This window comes from Moorena producens 3L (assembly GCF_000211815.1).
GTDB lineage: Bacteria > Cyanobacteriota > Cyanobacteriia > Cyanobacteriales > Coleofasciculaceae > Moorena > Moorena producens.
In genome coordinates this window covers 320176-342111 of the sequence record NZ_GL890825.1, presented here as the reverse complement: position 1 = coordinate 342111, position 21936 = coordinate 320176, and the positions used below count along the sequence as shown (strand labels likewise).

Below are 21936 nucleotides of genomic sequence, written 5' to 3'. Positions count from 1 at the left end.
AATGATTGAATACCCTGGATCAATCCAGACTATAAATAGACTAAACACCTATTTTTTTATGAATTAATAAATAACTACTTAACTGATGAATATAGTGAGCAATTAAGCATTATTATTAAACTATCAAATCCGGTTAATTACTTACCCAACCAAATAGGATGTTTGGGAATAGGTAATTACTAATCAGTAATCCTAAACTAGATAATCATCAACTACCAATTTACCGATTAGTAATATTGATGATTAGTCAAGCCGACATGATCGTCATGCTTTTATAGATTAGGTTTACTTTTATCTAAAAAGTTATCTAAAAAACTATCATGAAAACCCCTGTAATTGCTATTGGACTGGATGCAGCTGACCCGCTATTGTTGGAGAATTGGATGTCCCAAGGACATCTGAAGACCCTCAACAAAATACGGCAACAAGGAATCTATGGTCGCCTGAACAATACCGTTAACTACAACAAGAAGACAGTTGAATTTTCCTCCACTGAACCCTTGTGGGTGATGTTTTCTACCGGTTGTTTACCAGATAAAACCGGTTTTTGGGATACGATAAAATTTTATCCAGACACTTATAAAGTAGTCTGCGACAAAATTTATAGTGGATACGATTATAAAGAATATAATCCCTTTTATGCCTTAGGGGATGACTACCGGGTTGCTGCCTTTGATGTACCAGTATCAGCACTGTCAGATCAAATTAATGGCTTACAAATTTTGGGTTGGGGGGGACATTATCCCTTTGTGCCAAGCCATTCCCAACCGCCGGAATTATTGCCCAATATTATTGCCCAATACGGCAAAAACCCAGTGCTCCATAAAGATAATGGTCGCTGGTGGGATCCAGTTTATTTTAAATGGATTCAGCAAGCTCTAAAAACTAGTATCTCCACCCGCTCAGAGATTTGTCGGGATTTACTTCAGCGTGAACCGTGGGACTTGTTCGTGACCGCTTTCGGTGAAACTCACAGTGCTGGTCATGACCTGTGGGACCGCAGCCAACCAGATCACCAGCTCTACCCTTACCAGAGCAAAAAGAATGGTAAGGCTGGAGACCCCATGCTGAAAATCTTTGAAGCGGTGGATGATGCGATCGCAAAAATTATCGCTGCTGCGCCTAAGGATGCCTATATCTTGTGTTTCGCAGTTCATGGCATGGCTGCCAATGTTACCGACTTGATGAGCATGATGTTCCTGCCAGAATTGGTCTATCGGTATAACTTCCCTGGCAAGTATGCCATTACTCCCAGCAAAATCGGAGTCACTCCCCCACCACCAATTACTCGTCCAATCCGCAACTCTTGGCCAGGGGAAGTATGGCGACAGATTTATGAACCCAATCCCATTAAGCAGTTGTTCAACACCTGGACCCATAAAGCCTTTTTACAATCTGGCCAGCACGGTTTACTCTCTCCTTATCCCCTCATGAAGCACAGAGTGCAATTGGGTTGGATGCCAGCTACTCTATATACTCCCCTGTGGCCCAAGATGAAAGCCTTTGCTTTACCGGCCTTTGCTGATGGACATATTCGCATCAACCTCAAAGGACGGGAACGAGATGGTATTGTTGAGCCTTCCGAGTATGATGCTCTGTGCGATAACCTAACAGACTTCCTTTATCGCCTTACCGATGGTAGGACAGGAGAACCATTAGTTAAACAAGTAGTGCGCACCCATAACGTAGCCACAGATGATAACCCCAAACTGCCAGATGCTGACCTAGTAGTCGTATGGCACGAGTGTCCCACAGATGTAGTGGATAGTCCTGATGTGGGACGCATTGGTCCAATTACCTATAATCGTCCTGGTGGTCACCGAGCCAGAGGCTTCTTGATGGCAACTGGACCAGGAATAACCCCAGGTTCTAGTTTGCCAGAGGCTCATCCTGTAGATATAGCCCCAACCATCTTGAGGTTGATGGGAGCACCGATTCCTGACTACTTTGATGGCAAATCTCTAGTTAGTCCGACTTTATCCATCTCAGCTTGACATATAAATCAACCCTAGGGATAGGGTTTCATTTCCCTATCTGGGTAATTCCTGAGCCTCTTAGATTCAGCAGGTTTAAGGGTGTAGATTCACTCTTAGCTGGCCAGATAATACTAACTTGAAACAATGCCATCCATTGCCCTAGTTCGCAAGTATAGGATTAACCCATTGAAATCCTATACTTGCAGATTTAGATCAGGTTTTGTATACAGGTTATCTTTTCACTAAAACAATTTTTGTATAAAGTAAGCTTTTGTAGAAAATAATCACTGCTTAATATCAAGTTTAGGAGTATTATTACTCTTAGGTCAGGGTTTAAAAAACCTGTGAAGTCAAGCAATATCATGGTTTTGAAATGCCATAATCGTGGCGAAACTTGCCTATTCCTTCCCCAGCAAGCTTGCTACATTTATATGGCTAGTTTCATTATACCACAAAGAAGCCTCCAAACATGATATAAGTTCTGAATTAGTAACTTTTTGCATATAACATTATGACTACAATAGTATACCTACAATTTTTTGCTATAAACCAAGGTTCATGAGAAAAATTTTGGCATTTTTTGAACCGATTTTCACTACTGTTTCCTTGGTGCTCTATTCAGGAGGAGTACTCACTGTAATTTTATCAGGAGGCAGAAGTGAGGGGGATGTCATACAAGAATTTGATTCCTCCCTCAGTAGATTGCTGTTCGTATTAATTTATCTCGTTACCTTTTTCCTCCTAACACTACGGTGGAAAAAGGTACTTTATGTCCTCAGTAAAGATAGGTGGCTGAGTCTGTTGGTGGGGATAGCAGTAGTATCTGTTTTCTGGTCTTCTGAACCAACAACGACTATCAACCGTGCTGTTGCCCTAATTGGCACAACCTTGTTTGGTGTTTACCTCGCCAGTCGCTACACCATGAAAGAACAGCTAGAAATGCTGGGTTGGGCGTTCGGAGTAGCAATATTGCTCAGTTTTCTGTTTATTGTGGCTCTGCCGAAATACGGGATTATGGGGGGAGTTCATGCTGGAACTTGGCGAGGAATCTACGTCCATAAAAATGTTCTTGGCAAAGTAATGGTGCCCAGTGCAGTCGTATTTTTGCTCCTAGCTATTCGGGGCAAAAAAAATAATTTACTGTTGTGGGGGGGGTTTGGCTTTGCCGTAATTCTTTTACTATTTACAACTTCAAAAACTGCACTGGTTAGTCTTATAATTATGTTATTATCTCTATATCTATACCGGATGTTACGGTGGCGATATTACTTACTGATTCCGGCTATATTTGCCATGACAACATTCGGAGGCAGCGTCTTAATCTGGTTGCTAGATAATGCAGACGCTTTGCTAGGTGCAATCGGTAAAGATGCTACCTTAACCGGTCGTACAAAGCTATGGCCCTTCGTGTTGGACATGATTGAGAAACAGCCGTGGTTCGGTTATGGCTATGGTTCATTCTGGAATGGCTTGAATGGTGAATCTGCCTATGTCTGGCGTGCAGTATTGTGGCCAGCTCCCAACGCCCACAACGGCTTGCTCGACCTATGGCTAGCTTTAGGAATCTTGGGAGTATTAATCTACCTAATTGGATTTAGTTTTAGTTTACTAAGAGCTATTGCTTGGCTTCGTGTAAGTAAAACATCAGAGAATCTCTGGCCATTATTGTTATTAACCTATACCGTGTTAGCCAATATCACAGAGACATCAGTGATGATACAAAACAATATCTTTTGGGTGCTATACACATCTGTAGCTCTTTCGGTGCTTATTCCATTAGAGCGACAACAAAACCTATTGAAATGAATGAAAACTGTCAGTTATTAGTCAGCATTGTAATCAACAACTACAATTACGGTCAGTTTCTACCTCAAGCAATTGACAGTAGCCTGAGTCAGACTTATCCAAATACCGAAGTCATTGTGGTGGATGATGAGTCCACTGACAACTCTCAGGATATTATCAATAGCTACGGTGAGCAAATTACTCCTATCCTCAAAAAAAATGGTGGGCAAGCATCAGCGCTCAATGCCGGTTTTTATGTCAGCCGTGGGGAGATTGTAATTTTTTTAGATGCTGATGATTACTTATTCCCTAATGCGGTGTCCGAAGTGGTAGCCGTTTGGAAACCAGGGGTAGTTCAGGTGCAATATCGTTTAGAGTTGGTCAATGCCCTTAGTGAATTTATTGGTATCCATCCAGCTCCAGACATAACATTTGATAGTGGCACCGTTTGGCCAATTTTGTTGGAGAAGGGAAAGTACAGCAGTACTGTAACCAGTGGCAATAGTTTTGCACGGTCAGCACTAGCTCAAATTTTTCCTATACCCGAATCTGATTTTACCATAGCTGCTGATGGTTATCTAGTCACCCTGAACCCATTTTATGGGCAAGTGGTATCGATTGAAAAACCCCTTGGGGCATACCGACAACATGGGAAGAATTTGTGGGCTTTTTCTAAGGGAACCATTCCCATTGAACGGTTTCGTCGGTCTATCAACCATGATTTTATCAAGTATAACTATTTAGTAAGCAAGGCGACTGAGTTCGGCTATCACGTATGCCCGGATTTGAGCTTTCGTGACCCCAATCATTTGATTCACCGTATCGCTTCTTTACGACTAGATCCTCACCATCATCCTTTTGCTTCTGATTCCCCTGTAGTCTTAGCTTACAAAGGATATTGCTCAATCTGGAAATATTCTAAATTTAATTGGAAAAAGAAGCTACTCTGGAGTCATTGGTTCCTGTGGGTAGGACTAATGCCCTATAGTCTTGTAAAACCAGTAATTTATTGGCCCCTTAGTTCAGCATCTCGTCCTAAAATTATTCTCTGGCTAGCAAAAATAATCCGCAGAGTTATACGCATCTTGACTTATCAACAAGTTACGGATTAACTCCTCAGGGTAAACGCATCGAAATTTGTATCAAAACTTACAGTTAAAAAGTAAACAATAGTATCAAAAATCTAGAATCACCCTGGTTATTATCAATAAGCCCAATTTATTCTCAATTATTGGCCGTGTTATCCAAGGTCGATTTGAGAGTACTCTACATTCTGGTTGCGTACGCAAATCCGACTTTGATTTTTGTTCAAAGTCAACGAATTTTCCGCTGACTTTGAACAAAAAAACTGATTTAGGATGGGATTTATGGGAATTTACCCAAAAAATTGAGTTAATGATATTTTTGTCTGTTACCATTTATACCAAATTAGATGCGTTTACCCTGATTAACTCCTGGTTAATATATCTTAAATAATTGGTAGGAGCTGGGTAGTAATAATTACCCAAAAGTATACTAGTTAATAGTCTTATATAATAAGGTCATGATTTCTTACTCAAATTATTCTCTAGTTAGGGAAAATAATCCGTATTAATACCTAAATTTGCGTAGAGATAATCAGCTAAATTACTTAGGATAATCAGCAATATAGTCAATTGTTTTATAGATTTTAATCTAGGTATAATTAACAACGGCGAAATAGCAGTTCGATATTACGAGACAGTTTTTAGTGACTTTACCGAACTTTTTAATCATTGGAGCCCAAAAGGCTGGAACTACCTGGTTAGCCCATAATCTCAGGGAACATCCTGAGGTATTTATACCTGGAAATGAGATTCATTACTTTAATAAGACCTATAATCTCAATCAAGGTATTGAATGGTATAAAAACCATTTTGCTGATGTTAATGGAGAAAAAGTTATTGGAGAAAAAACTCCTAATTACTTATGGATCGATCCATTGCCTGATGCCCAGGGTAAAGTCTACTATGACCCCCTCGAAGAAATTCCCTATTCCCATCGGCTGATCTACGAAACATTGCCTGAAGCAAAGCTTATTGTAGTCCTAAGAAATCCAGTTGAACGAGCCATTGCTGCTATAAATCACTTTATCAAAAATGGAGCTATATCTCTCAATGATGACCTTGATGAACTATTAGTTGGTGATCAACAACCCCTAGTTGAGCGCTATGGCATCATCGACATGGGACGATATTATCGCCAACTGCAAGGCTACTATGACTACTTCGATCCTAAGCAAATGCTAATTCTAGTCTTTGAAGAAGACATTGCTCAAAACTCAGACGATTCTCTGAAAAAGGTTTGTGAATTCCTTGAGATAGATTCTTCGTTTGATTTTAGTAAAAAGTATAAAAAAGTCCATAAAAGCACTAGTTCACCAATTGCTCGTTATCTCGGAACCCGTTTCCCATTTATGCGTGGCTTGATTAATCGTGTTGATCAGCGCTTACCCTTACAACACCAAAAGCTTCGACCCAGTCCATCAGCGATTCAAAAACTCTACACTATCTATGCCAATGACAATCAAAAGCTCTTCAAATTATTAAGGCGGGAGATATCGGCATGGCACAGCAAAGAATTAGTGGGATTAAGCAGCTAGTCAGCCTAAGGGTGAGGATAATAAAAAATTAGCCATATAAGTAGGGATAAATCAGATAATATATAAGTTGCCTTCAGAGATATTATGATGCTAACTTTTAGAGTAATATCTTCGATGGCAACTTGGTATAAGTCATACCAATAATTCGCTGATTGTCTTCTTAGTCTGGGTAATCAGAGATGATTTTCGATCAGTTACCAACTTGGCAGATAATCCTGGCAGCAAAAAGGTATGATCCAAACTACTTGATATGAATTTTCAATCCCTCAAATCCAGGCTCATTGGCATATTTCAGAAATCCCTAGTACGTAACACCTTGTGGATGCTATTGGCTAAATTTCTGAAGATGATTGTCCAAGCGGCCTATTTCGTGATTATTGCTCGTACCCTCGGTGCTCAACAGTATGGTCTGTTTGCTAGTTTGACGGCTTTAGCGGCGATTATATCACCTTTTGCTACCTGGGGTAGTGGAGATGTTTTAATTAAAAATGTCTCTAGAAACCGAGCCTTATTCAAGGAATACTGGGGCAATGCGCTGTTGATGGTTTTTACCTCTAGTTTGGTGCTAATTGCCTTAGTTATGCTTATAGCTCCAGCTATTTTACCTCAAGGAACGTCGCCCCTGCTAATATTTTTGGTATTTTTGTCTGACTTACTCTTTTTGAAAATTTTAGCCACCGCTGGTCAGGCATTTATCGCGGTCAGTCAGCTTAAGCACACCGCCCAGATTCATTTTTTACTCAGTCTAAAAAACTTAGTGGCAACACTTTGTTTTGTCAGCTTCTTTCAGACATCAGATATTGTAGTTTGGGCAGCTTTATATCTGGCTAGTACAGCAATAGCAGCTGGGGTTGGATTTCTGATGGTACATCGGATGTTAGGAACTCCTAAATTGGCAATATCAAAGATCAAGCCGGAGATGCTTCAGGGATTCTACTTTTCTGTCAACCTTTGTGCTGAAACGGTTAACAACAATGTAGATAAAACCATGCTGGCGCGTCTTTCTACATTACAAGCTACAGGTATATATGCTGCTGCATACCGTTTAATTGATGTGGCATTTGTCCCTGTACAATCTCTGTTAGCCGCTTCCTATGCCAAGTTTTTTCAGAAGGGAGCCGCTGGCATCCGGGGAAGTCTCAATCTGGCCAAGCGTCTATCACCAATTGCTGGTATGTACGGAATAGCTGCTGGTATCGGGTTGTTTATCTCGGCTCCAATGGTACCCTACATCATAGGTGAAGACTATAGTGAGGTAGTCAATGCCTTACGTTGGTTAGCACCGATACCGTTTTTTAAAGCCATGCAGTTTTTTGCGGCGGACACCCTAACTGGTGCTGGATTTCAAGGGTTGCGTAGTAGCATACAAGTAACGGCAGCTCTGTTGAACTTTTCGTTAAACCTTTGGTTAATTCCTCTGTATTCATGGAAGGGAGCTGCCTGGTCAAGTTTAACCTCAGATTCCTTGAGGATGCTCAGCTTATGGCTATTAGTGTTTGTCTTATATCGGCAAGAGGTGACTAGAAGCAAGCGCCTTCAAGAATCGGAACATTAATCTTTATCCCCTTTCTCTAAGAGGGATGCAACATAACATTCTTGGGTAATTGCTCATAGCTAATTGCTCATGGGTAATCGGTAATCGGATCACCATTACTCATGACCTTGGCTGATTTTTACAAAAAATTTGCTGTTACTTAGGATGAAATTTCACTTTCTTTAATAAAGCTTTACATAATTTTTACGGATATTCTCTTACAATCAACTAGAGCTAGCAATAAGTCTCTGGCAAAGCCAATCAGCACGTTGCCTTGCTTTTAATTCCTACCTCGGACTTCTAACTAAAGTCTGGGTAAAATGCTATTGCTCGTGCTTTTGACAAATCTCGTAAGGAATCAAAGATAGCCAGTGATCAACTAGACCGCCCTACTATGGCAGGTAGGAGTTAGGTGAATACTTAGTCTACAAGACTTTGCCTACTCCTGTTCATCAAGTAGTTCCTCCAGTGACTCTAAAGTATTTATAGTGTATGACTAGCATCACCAAAATTCCTCAATTCTTGATGCAGTCGCTCATGGTTTGGGTTCTGTGTGCGGAACCTGCGTCCGCACCTGTCTTGATGCAGTCGCTCATGGGGGAAACCCCCAAGACCGCGCTGCATCGCTGTAAGCCCCGTGGAAACCACGGCAGTTGCTCATGGGGGGAACCCCCAAGACCGCACTGCCTCCCCAAGACCGCGCTGCATCGCTTCCAACCCCTGACTACTATATTGCTCCGATTAATACAAAGGGTTATATTGCCGACGGATTTCCGATTCATATCTTTTCAAAATCTGAACTACTCAAATCCTTGGATATTGCTAACAAAAAAATAATTTGTATTTAACTAGTGCTCTCGATATATTTTGTCAAGATCAAGTGGGAAATTTCCCTAACTATTATTGAGCATATATCTTGATAATATAGTGAAATTATACATTAGTTTAAATCTGCTTAATTTATGAAAAATCTAGGTTATTGAATAATTCCAAGTCACTGCTGATAATTATCATGACTAATTCTATAGGAGCAAACAACTGAGAGGAAGAGTAGCGCTATTATGAAGATTACATTAGTATGCCATGATATTCCCTATCCGCCCATCCATGGGGCGCGATTAGACATGTGGCGAAGGATAAAAGCTTTCTCTAATTTAGGGACTGATATACAAGTTATCTGCTGGTGTAGCCATACTCCAAAACCAGAGGAAGTCCTGGAAATTAGGAAGTATGCCAAGCAAGTTTTTTTTATAAAGTTTCCAAGGACAGTCGGTTCTTTTATTCGGCGGATAATTGACTTACTCAAGTATCCTTTGGAAGTTACATCTAGAATTGTTAGAGGTAAAGAATTCAAGCTATTACTGTCTGATGTGGCTGGGTTTAATCCTGATGTTATATTCCTGGATGGTATTCACGGTGGAGAAGTAGCAAATCAGTTAAGTCAACACTTGAATCTGCTGCTGGTTATTCGCTCTCACAATATCGAGCATTTGTACTATAAGCGAAAACTTGCGTCTGCCAAAGGGTTAAACAAGCTCAAACGATATTTATCACTGTCTAACTTGGAAACCTATGAAACAAATTTACTAAAAAATAGTACTTTATTTTACGATATCTCCCTAGATGACCTAAATTTTTGGAGAAGTCAAGGATTGACCAATGGTCGCTACTTACCGCCTCTGATTGAGTTTCATGAAGAGAATAGGGAAGCAATATCCAGAGATAAACTAAGCACCAATCCTGTCTATGATATCGTTTTTTTGGGTAACCTCTTTTCGGACAACAATGTAGCGGGAATAATCTGGTTTATTACCCAAGTTATGCCGATGATACGTTTGGCGTTACCAACATTTACTGTTTTAATAGCGGGTTCAAATCCTGTCCAGCACGTTAGGCAGCTATGTGAGGAAACTGCAGAAGTTGATCTGAAAATAAATCCAGTGTCTTCTACAGAAGTATACAAGTCCGGGCGCGTTCTCATTAATCCAGTTTCAGCTGGGAGTGGCGTTAGTATAAAGTCCCTAGAAATGCTGGTTTCTGGTAGACCGATTGTTTCTACACCACAGGGAATAGCAGGTCTACCAGAAGAGGTTCATCACTACTTTGAAATTGCTGTAGATAAGTCATCCTTTGCAGAAGCAATTATCAGATTTTTGTCCCATCCTTTTAGGGATAATGTTAATCCAGGTGTGCTTGAGGACTTATTTGGTTATAAAGCAATAGAAGGCGTTATTTCGGAACTAGATTGTCTGGTTTCACTTTCAAAGTCTAACCAGTTAGCTCAAGCTAAATCTTGATCTAGCAGTTCTCAATTGGGTGAGGTACGAAGCCCTTGGGTTTAATTGGACTATGGACTAGGAAGTAGGGGTTAGAAAAATTTACTTTACCTCATAACTATGAGAAACACTATATCGCTAAAAATTGATAGTTTTTCTACTATTTTAGTGTTTAGTGGTGATTAAATTTTAGTTAGCCTTTTAGTTAGCCTTTTAGTTAGCAGACTTGAGCAGTATTTCGAGGTTTATATAAAAAAACACCACTAAACCTCTGATTGCTTGAGTAAAAATCAAAATATTAACTGTCAATTCAGTAAAAGATAAATGAGGAAACAACGTTTAATTACTAATACCAGCTACTATCTTACCTCGTGGTTTTTGAATCACTGGCAAGTTGGTAAACGCCCAATTTTGATTTTAGGTCATGGTCGCAGCGGTACAAGTTGGGTCGGGAAAACATTGTCCACCGCAAATCGTGCTATATACTACTACGAGCCATGTAATCCAGAGATTACTGGAAAAGGTAACATGGAAACATGGTTCCGATATACACGACCTGGTGAGCGAGATGACTTGCTTGAAAATGCTTTTGATAATGTCTTCAAAGGTCTACCTTTTGGAGGCGCTTGGTACCGAGGTTTCTGGGCTAGAGCACTGCCTAATTATCAAATTATCGTGAAAGATGTAGCATCTCTGATGTCCATCGAGTGGGTTTTCAAGCGCTACAATCCAAAACTATTGGTAATTGTTCGACATCCTTGCCCCACCGTATTATCAGAAATTAACAAAGAAACTCCTGCTGAGCTTTCCCGAGATACTCTATTAGATCAATCTAGCTTATTTGAAGATCATCTCGAACCCTACCGCTCAGTGATAGAGCAAGCAAAAACGCCCATAGAAATCTTTGCAGCTATCTGGGCAGCAAGACATCGTGTTGTAGCCGATGCATTGTCTCGAAATCCTGAATGGTTATTGGTCTTTTATGAGGACTTATGCTTAGACCCTATTGGTAAGTTCAAAGAGCTATTTGAGAAGTTTGAATTGCCATGGAATAGGCGGGTAGAAAACCATGTACTCCAGAGTTCAACTAACAATATACCTGGTCGTTATTCCAAGGTACGTATAAGCACCCAACAAATAAATAAATGGAAACAAACGATGACCCAATCTGAAGTCGATGTTGTGCGTAATTATGTTAAAATATTCGATATACCATTTTATCAGTCTGATCAATTCTGGTCACTATAAACCTGAGATCGTTTAGGTTTTTTTAAAGCTATGAAGTAGTTGGCGGTAGACACCTTGACTGGTACTGGATTTCAAGGTTTACGTAGTAGGTTGCAAGTAACGGCAGCTCTAAAGTTAACCAAAGCTCAATGGAGTAGGTGCAATATGAAAATTCTTGCCCAACCAGCCTTTAAAGATCGTGACAAAAACCCTTATACGTGGCTAGTTTACACCCACCTGGCTACTTTGGGGGTTGATGTCCATGAGTTTTCTCCTAAAAAATTGCTGATAAATGATTATTCTATCTGGCATCGGCACTGGCCAGAACGAAACTTAAATGAACCTAACTTCTTCAGAGCGATCGCAAAAACGTTAGCTCTATTCTTCTTGATGATTTTGGCTCGCTGGCGGGGTACAAAAATTGTCTGGACAGTACACAACTTAGCCTCTCATGAACAGCTTTACCCGCAACTAGAGGCTTGGTTTTGGAAAGCCTTTACAAGGCAGTTGGATGGTTACATTAACCTTAGCAAAACTGGGATGAAATCTGCCCAAGAGCGCTTCCCTCAGTTAAAGAATATTCCTGGTTTTGTAGTACCCCATGGTCACTACCGAGGGCAGTATTCTAATCAAGTCAGTTCTCAAGAAGCTCGCCATTACCTAGGAATTCCAACTTCGGCGAAAGTATTGCTTTTGTTTGGTAAAATTAGACCTTACAAAAATGCTCCTAAATTGATGCGAGTTTTCCGACAGTTTTTTGACCCAGAAGCCATACTCTACATTGTGGGTAGTCCAGAATTTCCTGAATTAGCAGCAGAAATTGAAAGGGAATCCGCCTTAGATAAACGAGTCCGAATTAACCTAAATTTCATACCCCAAGACCATATGCAATGGTACTTTAGTGCTGCTGACTTAGTTATTTTGCCGTACCGCGAGATTTTAAACTCTGGTAGTGCTTTCTTAGCCCTCTCTTTTAACCTACCCATATTAGTTCCTAAAATTGGCGCTCTCCCTGAAGTTCAAGACCAAGTTGGTGAAGAATGGGTCTATACCTATACAGGAGAAATTACTGATTATGACATTGAAAACGCTTTAGATTGGGCGTTAAACACTCCCCGTCCAGAACAAGCTCCCCTAGACGCTTTTGATTGGCAAGAACTAGCCAATCAAACGATTAATGCCTACAATGAAATTGCCAACTACTCCATAAAAAGAATGAATAAATCGTAATAGCTGAACTATAATTATCAATTTCATTGATGCCTGAAAAATTCCTGTGCTATCTCACTAGATCAATTAGTTTTTTGGGGTTAAAAAAATCGGTTTAAAACCGTAAGCATGAGCTTAAAGCACCTCAAGTAGCGTGTGCGTAGCGCATATGCTTACGGTAAGCTTATCATGTTTATTGGTCTTATTGAGATAACTAAACCGATATTTTTTTACCATAAATTCCGGCATTTTTTACAAAATAAGCTTTTTAGGCTATTTTGTCACCCCCTCAGCGATAAATCACTGAAATAATGAAAGCTAGGCATATTAGGTGATGATTCCTAGGAGTAAAAACAAGTTAATGATTGGACGACGTGAATTATTACTGGGTTTAGGTAGCTTAGCCAGTGTCGGCCCTCTGACAAGGTGTAAATCTATCAGACAAAGTAACTCAATTCAAGCTATTGATGACCCGAAGCGAGACTTTGCAGTAGCTCAAGGAGCTTCTTTAAAAGAGCGTGCAGCAGCAAAAGGATTAATTTATGGAGCCGAGAGTCGATTCCCAGACCTATCCTCAAACCCAGCCTTAGGTACCCGTTTTGCTCAAGAGTGTGCCATGCTGGTTCCCGGATGGGGACTCAAGTGGTTTGTTTCTACTCCTTCTTCCCCTCCCCTGTGCCCTCACCCCCATCAGTTTGACTTTACGGCTGGGGATTGGATGGCAGACTTTGCCAAGACTCATGGATTGCTGTTTCGGGGACATACCCTAATTTGGCACATCTCGTTACCCCCTTGGTTTGAGGAGACAGTAAACCGCCAAAATGCTGAACAGTTCTTGGTTAGACATATAAAGACAGTGGCTGGGCGTTATGTTGGACAAATGCACTCCTGGGATGTGGTGAATGAAGCGATCGCTACCTTCCAAGGACGGGCAGATGGTTTACGCAAAACGCCATGGTTAAAATTTTTAGGTCCGAAATACATTGACCTAGCCTTTCGCATTGCAGCTGTTGCTGACCCCAAGGCAATGTTACTCTACAACGAGTATGGACTGAGTTATGATTCGAGTGATGAGCAAGCCAAGCGTAGGGCTGTATTGAAGCTACTAGAGGGGTTGAAGTCTCAGGGAACCCCCTGTCATGCCCTGGGAATCCAGGCTCACTTGCGAGGGAATAAACGGATTAACCCCCACAGCCTGCGGAAGTTTCTCCGAGATGTGGCGAGTATGGGTTTTAAAATCTTGATTACTGAACTAGATGTCAGAGATGACAAGTTACCAAAGGATGTGACTGTACGCGATCGCATGGTGGCTCAAGCTTATGAAGATTATCTGTCTGTTGTGCTTGATGAGCCAGCCGTGATTGCAGTAGTGACCTGGGGATTTAGCGATCGCTACACATACTTAAGTAGCTTCCATCCCCGGTCAGATGGTGCCCCAGTGCGACCTCTACCTCTCGATGCAGATTTCCAGCCCAAGTTAGCCTGGAATGCGATCGCTCGTGCTTTTGATAATGCTCCTAAGCGTTGAATCATTAGACCTTTGGGGAAATTAACTTTCAGCTGAGATATCAATTGGGTTAATGGTTCATTTTCACGCCTATGTAGCCTCACGTTCAGACCCCTTAAAAATGGGATAATATAGGATATATCGGTATCAATTAGACATCCTATGGATCTCACTCCCATAGAAGCCCAAGATAGATATGGCTATAACTCAAAGACTTTATCTAGATGGGCAGACGCAGGCAAGATTGAATGTATTAGGTCTCCCGGCGGGCACCGACGCTATTTGGCCAGTTCCATTGAGCGCTTAGTAGACGGAGAGGATTCACGTTCCGTTATTCTCTATGCCCGAGTGTCTACCAGGTCTCAGTCGGATGATCTTGCGTCTCAGGTTGAGTACTTGGGGCAGTGTTATCCAGAGTGTCGGTGCTACTCAGAGTACGGTTCTGGATTAAATTTCAAGAGACGTAAGTTCATCCAGTTAATGGAAAAGGTTGCTGGTTCACAGATAAAGACCATAGTCGTTGCTCACAAAGATCGACTATGCCGATTTGGTTTTGATTTCGTGGAGTGGTTTTGTTCCCTGCACAAATGCCAAATCATAGTATTGAATCACACCTATAAGTCTCCTCAACAGGAACTGATCGATGATTTTATGTCCATAATGCATTGCTTCAGCTCTAAGCTCTACTTCCTTCGTCGGTACGAAAAAGAAATAAAAAATACCGTCAAAGAAGTAGACAGATTAGACAAATTAGGATAAAATAGACGTAAGACGACAAAGACCTAACGATGCCAAAGCAGTCAACAACAAACAAGAAAATATCGACTCAAATTGTCCCCGTAGTGGGGATGACCAAGTCGGTTGAAAATGAGTTGCTAGCGACTATGAAAAACCTTGGGATTGTTAGGTCTGAATCTGATCACAAATTAGGGAGTATCAATCACTGGGGAATCGACTGGAAAAAGTCCTACCCCGAGGTCAGAACCTTCAGGACTCCTGATTCACTAGGTCTGCCTTCTAAATTGATGGAATGGACGGTCAGTGATGTGGCAAAAGCTATCACTGCTCAACAAGCGGCCTCAATTGATGCTGTTGTCAAAAAGGTTTATAAAAGGTTTCCTGGAAAAGCCAATCTAAAGGTCAGGAAAGACCAATGCCTACAACTGAAGACCTTGGCTTTCATGGACAGTCCACTGCTCCATAGGTTGGTCAGAAAGGAGTACCAAAGAGGGCATTCTTGGATCCGAAATAAAATAGTCTACCAACAAGGCGGCTACAAGTGTAAGAGAGTATCTCGAAACACCTACCAACTGGAATTAGCTGGTCTCAAGAGAGGAAAAAGGAACAAGGTACTAGTCAGATCTAACCGCAAGATCAAAGGGCAGATCCGACTAATTCACAACCAGTTGCTTCAGCGTTTTGAAGTTCATTTTCTGGTAGATCATGGAAGAGTTGACGTTCCTTTGGAGCGTCCATCTATCGGAATTGATAAGGGGTACACAGAGGCTTTCTTTGATTCGGAAGGGAAAGCTCATGGCAAAGGTCTGGGCAGGTTGGCGTCAAAGAAATCAGATCGAATATGCGCAAAAAACCGGAACCGAGGAAAACTTTGGGCACTGCACAGAAAGCTGGAAGAAATTGATCCGGCTAAGTCTGCTCGAATCCTGGAGAACAATCTTGGCAGAAAGACTGAGAACCGCCGTTACAGGAAAGACCTTGGTGAAATACTCGCCGTTATTGGCCAAGCCTCCAAGTCACTACTTGGAGGAAAAGCATTAAAAGTTTTTGCAGAAGATTTAACACAACCAATTACGAATAAGCGCCAGTCCAAGGCCATGTCTCGCAAGCTTAATAGCTGGATGATTGGACTGATGCGAGATTCCTTACAAAAATGGGCTAATTGGACTGGATCGGTTGTCACGGAAGTTCAGCCTAGCTACACGTCGCAAATTGACTCTAGGAATGGAACCCTATTAGGGAAAAGGACTGGGGACAATTTTACCGGATTTGATGGGGTCGTGTTGCAGGCTGACCACAATGCTGCCAAAAACATCCTTGCTCGGGGTACGGACTTCGAAATTTCTCGGTTCTCTTCGAGGGCTGAGGTTCAGGCAGTGTTGTTGCGTCGTACTGCGCGTTACTTGAAAGGGTTGGGACTGAGTTTAGCTAATGCAGTCGAGCTTGGATGGCTTGACTCTAAACATACTAAAACTCAGACTTTCAAGCAGCTCCTGGCCGGGATGTCAGGAACGTCTAAATAGTGAGTGGCAGGTTTAACTCCAATTACTGTATGACCACTCCTCACTTAGACAACAATAAAATGCACCTTGACCGGATTGTACGGGCTTGTCCCAATTTCTCCCGGTTTAAGAGTCTCCCTATGTATATATATAGGTTTATATATAATAGCAGTTCTCAATTGGGTGAGGTAGAAAGTCCTGGGTTAATGAGAGTCGGGAGATCGGAGTCGGGAGATCGGAGTCGGGAGATCGGATGCAGTGCGGTCTTGGGAGTCCCCCTCAAGACCGCACTGGCTCCCTTTGAACACACTGGCTCCCTTTGACCGCGCACCCGTCGCTTTACTAACGACGTTGTTTTGCTTGGTCAAAGGCTTCACAAAGTTCCTCGAAAGAACAACCCAGTATTTCAATCAGGAGCCTGACGTGCTTTAAACGTGGTTCGGCTTTGCCATTTTCCCAGTCACTAATCGTCGTAATGCTGACACCAACAGCAATGGCTAATTTCATTTGAGTCAGATTGACATGTTCCCTGAGTTTTACCAGGGTTAGAGGTTGATCTTCTTGGCTTTTCATAATAAATTGTTATTGTTCAAGAAAACTTGAACGGTTTGCTTAAATAGGGCTTGCGGATGAACTCTACATGTAGTGTTATTGTTACCCTCTAAAACCTACATGTCCTGTGTCGATGGCTAAATTGCGTAAGCCCTAATTAAAATAGGGCAGTTAACTTTGTTTTCTGCCCTTTTCTTGTTTGCCAGACAGCAGCAAGCAGTTTGGCGACCTCACATAGGGTTATTAGCTAGTTCAGTAAAATACCTTACCACTAACCATACCGTAGATAAATTTTCTGTAAAATGTTTGCACCAAACAGCTAATATTCCCCAAGCTATGCCAAGCTAGAGGCAAATCATCGCGCAATCGAAAGTAAGCCGCTTCAACACCTGCAGACTTGCCTCATCAGGGCAATCTAACCCGCAACTAATTACGGTGACATTTACCAAACCTCTCTATCGATAGGTGTAGGCTTCTCGCCAACCCCAGCCATCGCTATTTCCTTACAGAAACGCTTCCGTGTTCGGGTATAAGGCAAGCTTTACTTCTGACGGGATGCCCCACCGTCAAATTTCTGATTTTGATTGCTTTATCCACAGGAGGTTTGATTTCCACTGTCCTTAACCAGTGCATTTTCGGCTTTGGTCATCAACTTTAATAGACTTTAATTCACCATTACTTGCTCGTCTATTATAACTGATTAGACAAAAAGTGAGAAGAATTAGACAAAAAATCAGCAGAACTGTCAGGCTGCGTTCAATTTCACCCCCAAATTAGTACATATGTACTAATAACCCGGTCATCAATCCTGCCCGCTCATGATGAGGGGCTGTTTCCCTAAGTAAGCGTCCGCACATGGGTTACCCCATGGTACGAGCTTCCCAACGTCTAAGATGGGTCGCTGATGGTAGTGGAAGCTAATTTGGCTCCAAATTCAAGTGTCTCAAGGAAAACCTATAAGGAAAACCTATGTTGAATTATAGAGAAAAGCTCAATCCCTGGATCATTGTCCTTTTGCAACCCAAGCTCAGCAATATCACCGTTGGCCGATTCAGACGGCGCGGCAATGCTGAAGAACATCTACGAGTTTTAAAGCAGATGATGCCTGAGGCAAAATTTTCCATTATGTTTGATGTGGAGACTATTAGGGAGGATGTTGTTAACTAGTGGCTAAGGTAAGTCATTAGTCATTACTCATCTGTCGTAAGCATTCAGCCGTCAGCTATCAGCCGTCAGCTTATTTTATTCAAAAGCTGTTCGGTGTAGCGTGCGCTATGGGCATAAACTGTTCCGGTAGCGTGGCGAAAGGCCTTTCGCTGTTCGCGTAGCGTGCGCGTAGCGCATTAGCTGATACGCGACACGCGCTATAGCTTACCATCTGTCATCAGTAACTACAGTTACTAATGTATGTTGTTCACATTGGACTAATAGAACTCTGGTGAAAATCATGCCTCTACTCCTTGTCATGTCTGAGCTAAACGTTAATTTTCCCAGAGTTCTAATCACTAATGACTAATGACTTTTTGAGTAGGATTAGTTAACCGTTTAAGTCAAACCCCTAAAAGAAATTCGGCTGATGACGAATTAGGTTTAGAAATTCCTCACGAGTTTTTTGATCCTCTTGAAAAATCCCGACCATCGCACTGGTGGCGGTCCAAGACCCTGGTTTTTGCACACCGCGCATCACCATGCACATATGGGTAGCTTCCATAACCACAGCCACACCCTTGGGATCTAGGACAGCTTGAATGGCTTCGGCAATCTGGCGAGTCAGCCGTTCCTGGACTTGCAGTCGCCGTGCATACATCTCGACCACACGGGCTATTTTACTCAGTCCTACCACTTTTTGGTTAGGGATATAGGCGACGTGAGCCTTACCCATAAATGGCAACATGTGGTGTTCACAGAGGCTAAAGAAATTGATATCCCGGACGAGTACCATTTCATTGTGACCTTCGTCAAAAATTGCCCCGTTGACTATTGCCTCTAAAGACTGGTTGTAACCACCAGTCAAGAATCGCATTGCCTCGACTACCCGCTTAGGGGTTTTGAGCAGTCCCTCTCGTTGCGGGTCTTCACCAACACCCAATAATATAGTGCTTACAGCGTTGATCATCTCCTGGTTCAGTTCTTCCAAAGGAGGTTGTAAATTGGGCTGGTGACCATTCTGGGTATTGCGGTCAGGACGGGTCTCTAGCTGATTGTTCTCATTACCATTGATACTTTTAGCAGTTGAAACAGATTCAACACGCTTGAAACCATTGGAAGAAGCAATAGTCATGATTAATCTGATTAGATTGTAAACAAAAATGAACTTGATATTGCCAGACCATAGGGACAGGTTAAATTGACACAGCAATAACCTTTCAGTTAACCAAAAGTGTGCTATTATTACCTATACCCTAAAGAATCCCGGCACTGGGCATCAGAGTCAACGACTCGATCACAGCCTGTTGTGGTAGCTGGACGGTGTGCAAAATTGACTGGGCAACAATTTCTGGGGTCAACATCCCTGACCGATTTAATTGCACCTGAACTGTATCTGCATCCCATAAAGGGGTATTGACTGCACCTGGACAAATGCTTACTACCCGGATACCATGGCGGCTTTCCTCCGCTGCTAGAGTCTTGGACAGGGCAATCATACCTGCCTTACTAACGCTGTAAGCCCCCCATTCCGGCAAGGGTTGCTTAGCAGCAATTGATGCCACGTTAATGATCGTGCCTTGGTGCTGGGCACGCATAGCAGGCAGAACCCCCTGGATGCACTGAAACACACTGGTCAGATTAAGGTCAATTAAGCGCTGCCAATCTGATAGCGGTGTCTCACTGAGATATCTAGTGTAAGCCATTCCCGCATTATTGACGAGAATAGTGATCGGAGCAAAATCTGTTGTGATTTCTTCTATCCAAGATCTAACCTGCTCCAGCTCAGCTAAATCAAATGGATAAACCTTAGCTTCCACCCCAGCCGCCCTAGCAGCAGCAGCAACCATCTCTAAGTTCTTCCGGGAACGGCTGACTAAGGCTACATCGATTCCTGCCTTAGCAAAGGCTAAAGCTGTTTCCTTGCCAATACCACTACTCGCCCCAGTAATTATGGCGCGTCGCTCCACAGTCGTCGATGTCATCAAATTTTACAAGATTTTGTTACAAATGCTTCTCTACGGTCTGGATAAAACTCAGGATTGCTCCGAAGCAAATGCCCACATAAGGCAGGTATTTGGTTTAAATCTGCTAGCTTTAAATTCGCTAGGTCAGCTACCAGGTCACCAGAGGTTGACCCAGTCGAATTAAGCTTAGGTTTAGTGAGTTGGTTAGGCACCGAGATTATAGACACGCCCTTAGGGCAGTTAATCTCCAAAGGCACAGCTAGGTTTTCGGTGTGTCCGAAATTGTTTAGCAAACTGACTAACTACCTTAGAATATTGTGAACATTTGTTAATTGTATCATCATCGGCAAACTATTGAGCTACCAAGTGGGCTGTCAATAATAAACTTTGACGATAGAAAAATCGGGATAGGGTAATTGGTAATTGGGCTACCAAGGTAAACATCGGAGAAAATGGCAAGCATGATTAGCTCAATGCCCCAGAGGATGAGCCCCTTGCTATATATAGCTATATCACTTGTCACGCCTTAAGTTGGTAGCTGTAATTGCTAACGAACCTAACTATACTTGAGATCATCAACAGTTGAGCAGCAACGCCTTGGCCACTTGGCAGATATACATCTGGCCCCTTTACCTGTTCACTCCTTCAAGACTAACTTTCTACAAAAATACCCATATTTCGGAACTTCTGATAGCGCAAATCCCGGCGCTGTTGAGCCGTTAATTGAGTTAGTTCTGCCAGGTTTTCCAAGAGGGCATCTTTGAGGATAGAGGCTGCTGCCAAGGGATCCCCATGAGCTCCCCCTATGGGTTCCGATAAAACTTTGTCAATAATCCCTAATTCTTTGAGGTCCCAAGCGGTAATCTTTAACGCTGCTGCTGCCTGCTGTCCTTGGCTAGCATCTTTCCAAAGGATGGCGGCACAAGCTTCTGGGCTAGCTACAGTGTAGACAGCGTTTTCAAACATCAAAACCCGATCACCAACACCAATTCCCAAAGCACCGCCGGAACCTCCTTCACCAATAACTGTACACATAATGGGGACATCCAGACGAAACATTTCTCGGAGGTTATAAGCGATCGCTTCTCCTTGTCCGAGTTCTTCCGCCTTCACACCAGCCCAAGCACCAGGGGTATCAATAAAGGTCAAAACCGGCATACCAAAGCGATTAGCGTGTTCCATCAGCCGCATCGCTTTACGGTAGCCCCCAGGGGAAGCCATCCCGAAGTTGCGAGCTACATTATCTTTAGTATCCCGACCTTTTTGATGTCCTAATATTACCACAGCACGACCCGCCAAAGAGCCAATCCCTCCTACTAGGGCTGGGTCATCATAACCACCGCGATCGCCATGCAACTCAAACCACTGATCAGTAATTGCCTGAATATAATCGAGGGTACTTGGACGCCTAGGGTGACGGGCTAGCTGTAGCCGTTGCCCTGGTGATAAACTATTGAAAATTTCCTGACGCAGTTGGATTGCTCTTGTCTCGAGTTGGCGGATTTGGTCAGAAACATCGACATTGTTTTCCTCTGCGAGTTCCCGAATTTGCTTAATTCGTTTTTCCAGCTCAACCAGTGGCTTTTCAAAGTCGAGACTAAAGGTTCTGTTTTTTGCTGGTGACATAGTTACTGGTCATTAGTCAATGGTCAGTGGGTTTCTGGGTCAGATTACAGGCCATAACTCAAGATTAGCTTACCATCAAAATGAGATGCGAATCCCACGCTTCTCTTATATCAAATCTCGTAGCATTAGAATTTTTGACAACTTGGATTTGCCTCAATTGACGCTCTCCCCATCCCACCATCTCTCCATCTCCCCATCACTGTTTACAATTGACGATGTAAACGGCAACGATATTATTAGTAGGCGTAGGGCTAATCTCGTGCAGCCTTGG

18 protein-coding genes are annotated in these 21936 nt (G+C 42.4%); 13 read left to right on the top strand and 5 right to left on the bottom strand.

Translation table 11 applies throughout. The features are described from left to right. Window positions 1-320: 320 nt before the first annotated feature. From LYNGBM3L_RS04215 to LYNGBM3L_RS04195, 5 genes are all read left to right on the top strand, one after another. Window positions 321-1994: an alkaline phosphatase family protein gene (locus LYNGBM3L_RS04215; protein WP_008179478.1), complete on the top strand. Its 1674-nt coding sequence runs from the start codon at window positions 321-323 to the stop codon at window positions 1992-1994. Between the two features lie 540 nt (window positions 1995-2534). Next, window positions 2535-3782, top strand: coding sequence for an O-antigen ligase family protein (locus LYNGBM3L_RS04210; RefSeq protein WP_008179476.1), 1248 nt, complete (start codon window positions 2535-2537; stop codon window positions 3780-3782). Continuing rightward, window positions 3779-4873, top strand: a complete 1095-nt coding sequence (locus tag LYNGBM3L_RS04205) for a glycosyltransferase family 2 protein (protein WP_008179474.1) — start codon at window positions 3779-3781, stop codon at window positions 4871-4873. Before LYNGBM3L_RS04210 ends, LYNGBM3L_RS04205 begins: the two co-directional genes overlap by 4 nt. Window positions 4874-5490: 617 nt before the next feature. Then, on the top strand, window positions 5491-6381 hold the full coding sequence (locus LYNGBM3L_RS04200) for a sulfotransferase domain-containing protein (RefSeq protein ID WP_008179470.1): 891 nt from the start codon (window positions 5491-5493) through the stop codon (window positions 6379-6381). Window positions 6382-6631: 250 nt separating this feature from the next. Beyond that, window positions 6632-7936: an oligosaccharide flippase family protein gene (locus LYNGBM3L_RS04195; protein ID WP_008179467.1), complete on the top strand. Its 1305-nt coding sequence runs from the start codon at window positions 6632-6634 to the stop codon at window positions 7934-7936. Window positions 7937-8430: 494 nt separating this feature from the next. On the opposite strand, the gene LYNGBM3L_RS46955 is transcribed toward LYNGBM3L_RS04195, so the two are convergent. Then, window positions 8431-8697 carry a hypothetical protein gene (locus LYNGBM3L_RS46955; RefSeq protein ID WP_143764187.1) on the bottom strand — a complete coding sequence of 89 codons (267 nt, stop codon included), beginning with the start codon at window positions 8695-8697 and terminating at the stop codon, window positions 8431-8433. 279 nt (window positions 8698-8976) lie between these two features. On the opposite strand from LYNGBM3L_RS46955, the gene LYNGBM3L_RS04185 reads away from it, so the two are divergent. The 7 genes from LYNGBM3L_RS04185 to LYNGBM3L_RS39665 all read left to right on the top strand — a co-directional run bounded on the left by LYNGBM3L_RS04185 (window position 8977) and on the right by LYNGBM3L_RS39665 (window position 16697). After that, window positions 8977-10212, top strand: coding sequence for a glycosyltransferase (locus LYNGBM3L_RS04185; protein WP_044492195.1), 1236 nt, complete (start codon window positions 8977-8979; stop codon window positions 10210-10212). 303 nt (window positions 10213-10515) lie between these two features. Further along, complete coding sequence (locus LYNGBM3L_RS04180; protein ID WP_008179461.1) at window positions 10516-11439, top strand: sulfotransferase family protein; 924 nt, start codon at window positions 10516-10518, stop codon at window positions 11437-11439. A 144-nt stretch (window positions 11440-11583) separates the two neighbouring features. Next, window positions 11584-12648: a glycosyltransferase family 4 protein gene (locus tag LYNGBM3L_RS04175; protein WP_044492252.1), complete on the top strand. Its 1065-nt coding sequence runs from the start codon at window positions 11584-11586 to the stop codon at window positions 12646-12648. Window positions 12649-12988: 340 nt separating this feature from the next. Further along, on the top strand, window positions 12989-14155 hold the full coding sequence (locus LYNGBM3L_RS04170) for an endo-1,4-beta-xylanase (protein ID WP_229414292.1): 1167 nt from the start codon (window positions 12989-12991) through the stop codon (window positions 14153-14155). Between the two features lie 141 nt (window positions 14156-14296). Next, window positions 14297-14893 carry an IS607 family transposase gene (locus LYNGBM3L_RS04165; RefSeq protein WP_008179455.1) on the top strand — a complete coding sequence of 199 codons (597 nt, stop codon included), beginning with the start codon at window positions 14297-14299 and terminating at the stop codon, window positions 14891-14893. A gap of 29 nt (window positions 14894-14922) precedes the next feature. After that, a complete protein-coding gene (locus tag LYNGBM3L_RS04160) occupies window positions 14923-16395 on the top strand; it encodes a zinc ribbon domain-containing protein (RefSeq protein WP_044492192.1) in 1473 nt (490 codons plus the stop codon). Between the two features lie 29 nt (window positions 16396-16424). Next, window positions 16425-16697, top strand: a complete 273-nt coding sequence (locus LYNGBM3L_RS39665) for a hypothetical protein (RefSeq protein ID WP_131826936.1) — start codon at window positions 16425-16427, stop codon at window positions 16695-16697. 19 nt (window positions 16698-16716) lie between these two features. On the opposite strand, the gene LYNGBM3L_RS04155 is transcribed toward LYNGBM3L_RS39665, so the two are convergent. Next, on the bottom strand, window positions 16717-16947 hold the full coding sequence (locus tag LYNGBM3L_RS04155) for a helix-turn-helix domain-containing protein (RefSeq protein ID WP_008179453.1): 231 nt from the start codon (window positions 16945-16947) through the stop codon (window positions 16717-16719). 948 nt (window positions 16948-17895) lie between these two features. Here LYNGBM3L_RS04155 and LYNGBM3L_RS04150 point away from each other — a divergent pair. Beyond that, entirely contained in the window at window positions 17896-18093 is a 198-nt protein-coding gene (locus tag LYNGBM3L_RS04150; protein WP_008179452.1) for a hypothetical protein, read from the top strand. A 391-nt stretch (window positions 18094-18484) separates the two neighbouring features. Here LYNGBM3L_RS04150 and folE read toward each other — a convergent pair whose 3' ends face one another. From folE to accA, 3 genes are all read right to left on the bottom strand, one after another. Continuing rightward, window positions 18485-19207 carry a GTP cyclohydrolase I FolE gene (gene folE / locus LYNGBM3L_RS04145; protein WP_008179451.1) on the bottom strand — a complete coding sequence of 241 codons (723 nt, stop codon included), beginning with the start codon at window positions 19205-19207 and terminating at the stop codon, window positions 18485-18487. A 121-nt stretch (window positions 19208-19328) separates the two neighbouring features. Next, a complete protein-coding gene (locus tag LYNGBM3L_RS04140; RefSeq protein WP_008179450.1) occupies window positions 19329-20057 on the bottom strand; it encodes an SDR family oxidoreductase in 729 nt (242 codons plus the stop codon). 633 nt (window positions 20058-20690) lie between these two features. Then, a complete protein-coding gene (gene accA / locus LYNGBM3L_RS04130) occupies window positions 20691-21665 on the bottom strand; it encodes an acetyl-CoA carboxylase carboxyl transferase subunit alpha (protein WP_008179444.1) in 975 nt (324 codons plus the stop codon). Window positions 21666-21936 lie beyond the last annotated feature (271 nt).

Coding starts and splice junctions, on each gene's coding strand:
- LYNGBM3L_RS39665 (WP_131826936.1), top strand. CDS start 16,425: ATGACCACTCCTCACTTAGACAACAATAAAATGCACCTTGACCGGATT.
- LYNGBM3L_RS46955 (WP_143764187.1), bottom strand. CDS start 8,697: ATGAATCGGAAATCCGTCGGCAATATAACCCTTTGTATTAATCGGAGC.
- LYNGBM3L_RS04175 (WP_044492252.1), top strand. CDS start 11,584: ATGAAAATTCTTGCCCAACCAGCCTTTAAAGATCGTGACAAAAACCCT.
- LYNGBM3L_RS04210 (WP_008179476.1), top strand. CDS start 2,535: ATGAGAAAAATTTTGGCATTTTTTGAACCGATTTTCACTACTGTTTCC.
- LYNGBM3L_RS04140 (WP_008179450.1), bottom strand. CDS start 20,057: ATGACATCGACGACTGTGGAGCGACGCGCCATAATTACTGGGGCGAGT.
- LYNGBM3L_RS04185 (WP_044492195.1), top strand. CDS start 8,977: ATGAAGATTACATTAGTATGCCATGATATTCCCTATCCGCCCATCCAT.
- LYNGBM3L_RS04150 (WP_008179452.1), top strand. CDS start 17,896: ATGTTGAATTATAGAGAAAAGCTCAATCCCTGGATCATTGTCCTTTTG.
- LYNGBM3L_RS04205 (WP_008179474.1), top strand. CDS start 3,779: ATGAATGAAAACTGTCAGTTATTAGTCAGCATTGTAATCAACAACTAC.
- LYNGBM3L_RS04195 (WP_008179467.1), top strand. CDS start 6,632: ATGAATTTTCAATCCCTCAAATCCAGGCTCATTGGCATATTTCAGAAA.
- LYNGBM3L_RS04160 (WP_044492192.1), top strand. CDS start 14,923: ATGCCAAAGCAGTCAACAACAAACAAGAAAATATCGACTCAAATTGTC.
- accA (WP_008179444.1), bottom strand. CDS start 21,665: ATGTCACCAGCAAAAAACAGAACCTTTAGTCTCGACTTTGAAAAGCCA.
- folE (WP_008179451.1), bottom strand. CDS start 19,207: ATGACTATTGCTTCTTCCAATGGTTTCAAGCGTGTTGAATCTGTTTCA.
- LYNGBM3L_RS04215 (WP_008179478.1), top strand. CDS start 321: ATGAAAACCCCTGTAATTGCTATTGGACTGGATGCAGCTGACCCGCTA.
- LYNGBM3L_RS04165 (WP_008179455.1), top strand. CDS start 14,297: ATGGATCTCACTCCCATAGAAGCCCAAGATAGATATGGCTATAACTCA.
- LYNGBM3L_RS04170 (WP_229414292.1), top strand. CDS start 12,989: ATGATTGGACGACGTGAATTATTACTGGGTTTAGGTAGCTTAGCCAGT.
- LYNGBM3L_RS04155 (WP_008179453.1), bottom strand. CDS start 16,947: ATGAAAAGCCAAGAAGATCAACCTCTAACCCTGGTAAAACTCAGGGAA.
- LYNGBM3L_RS04180 (WP_008179461.1), top strand. CDS start 10,516: ATGAGGAAACAACGTTTAATTACTAATACCAGCTACTATCTTACCTCG.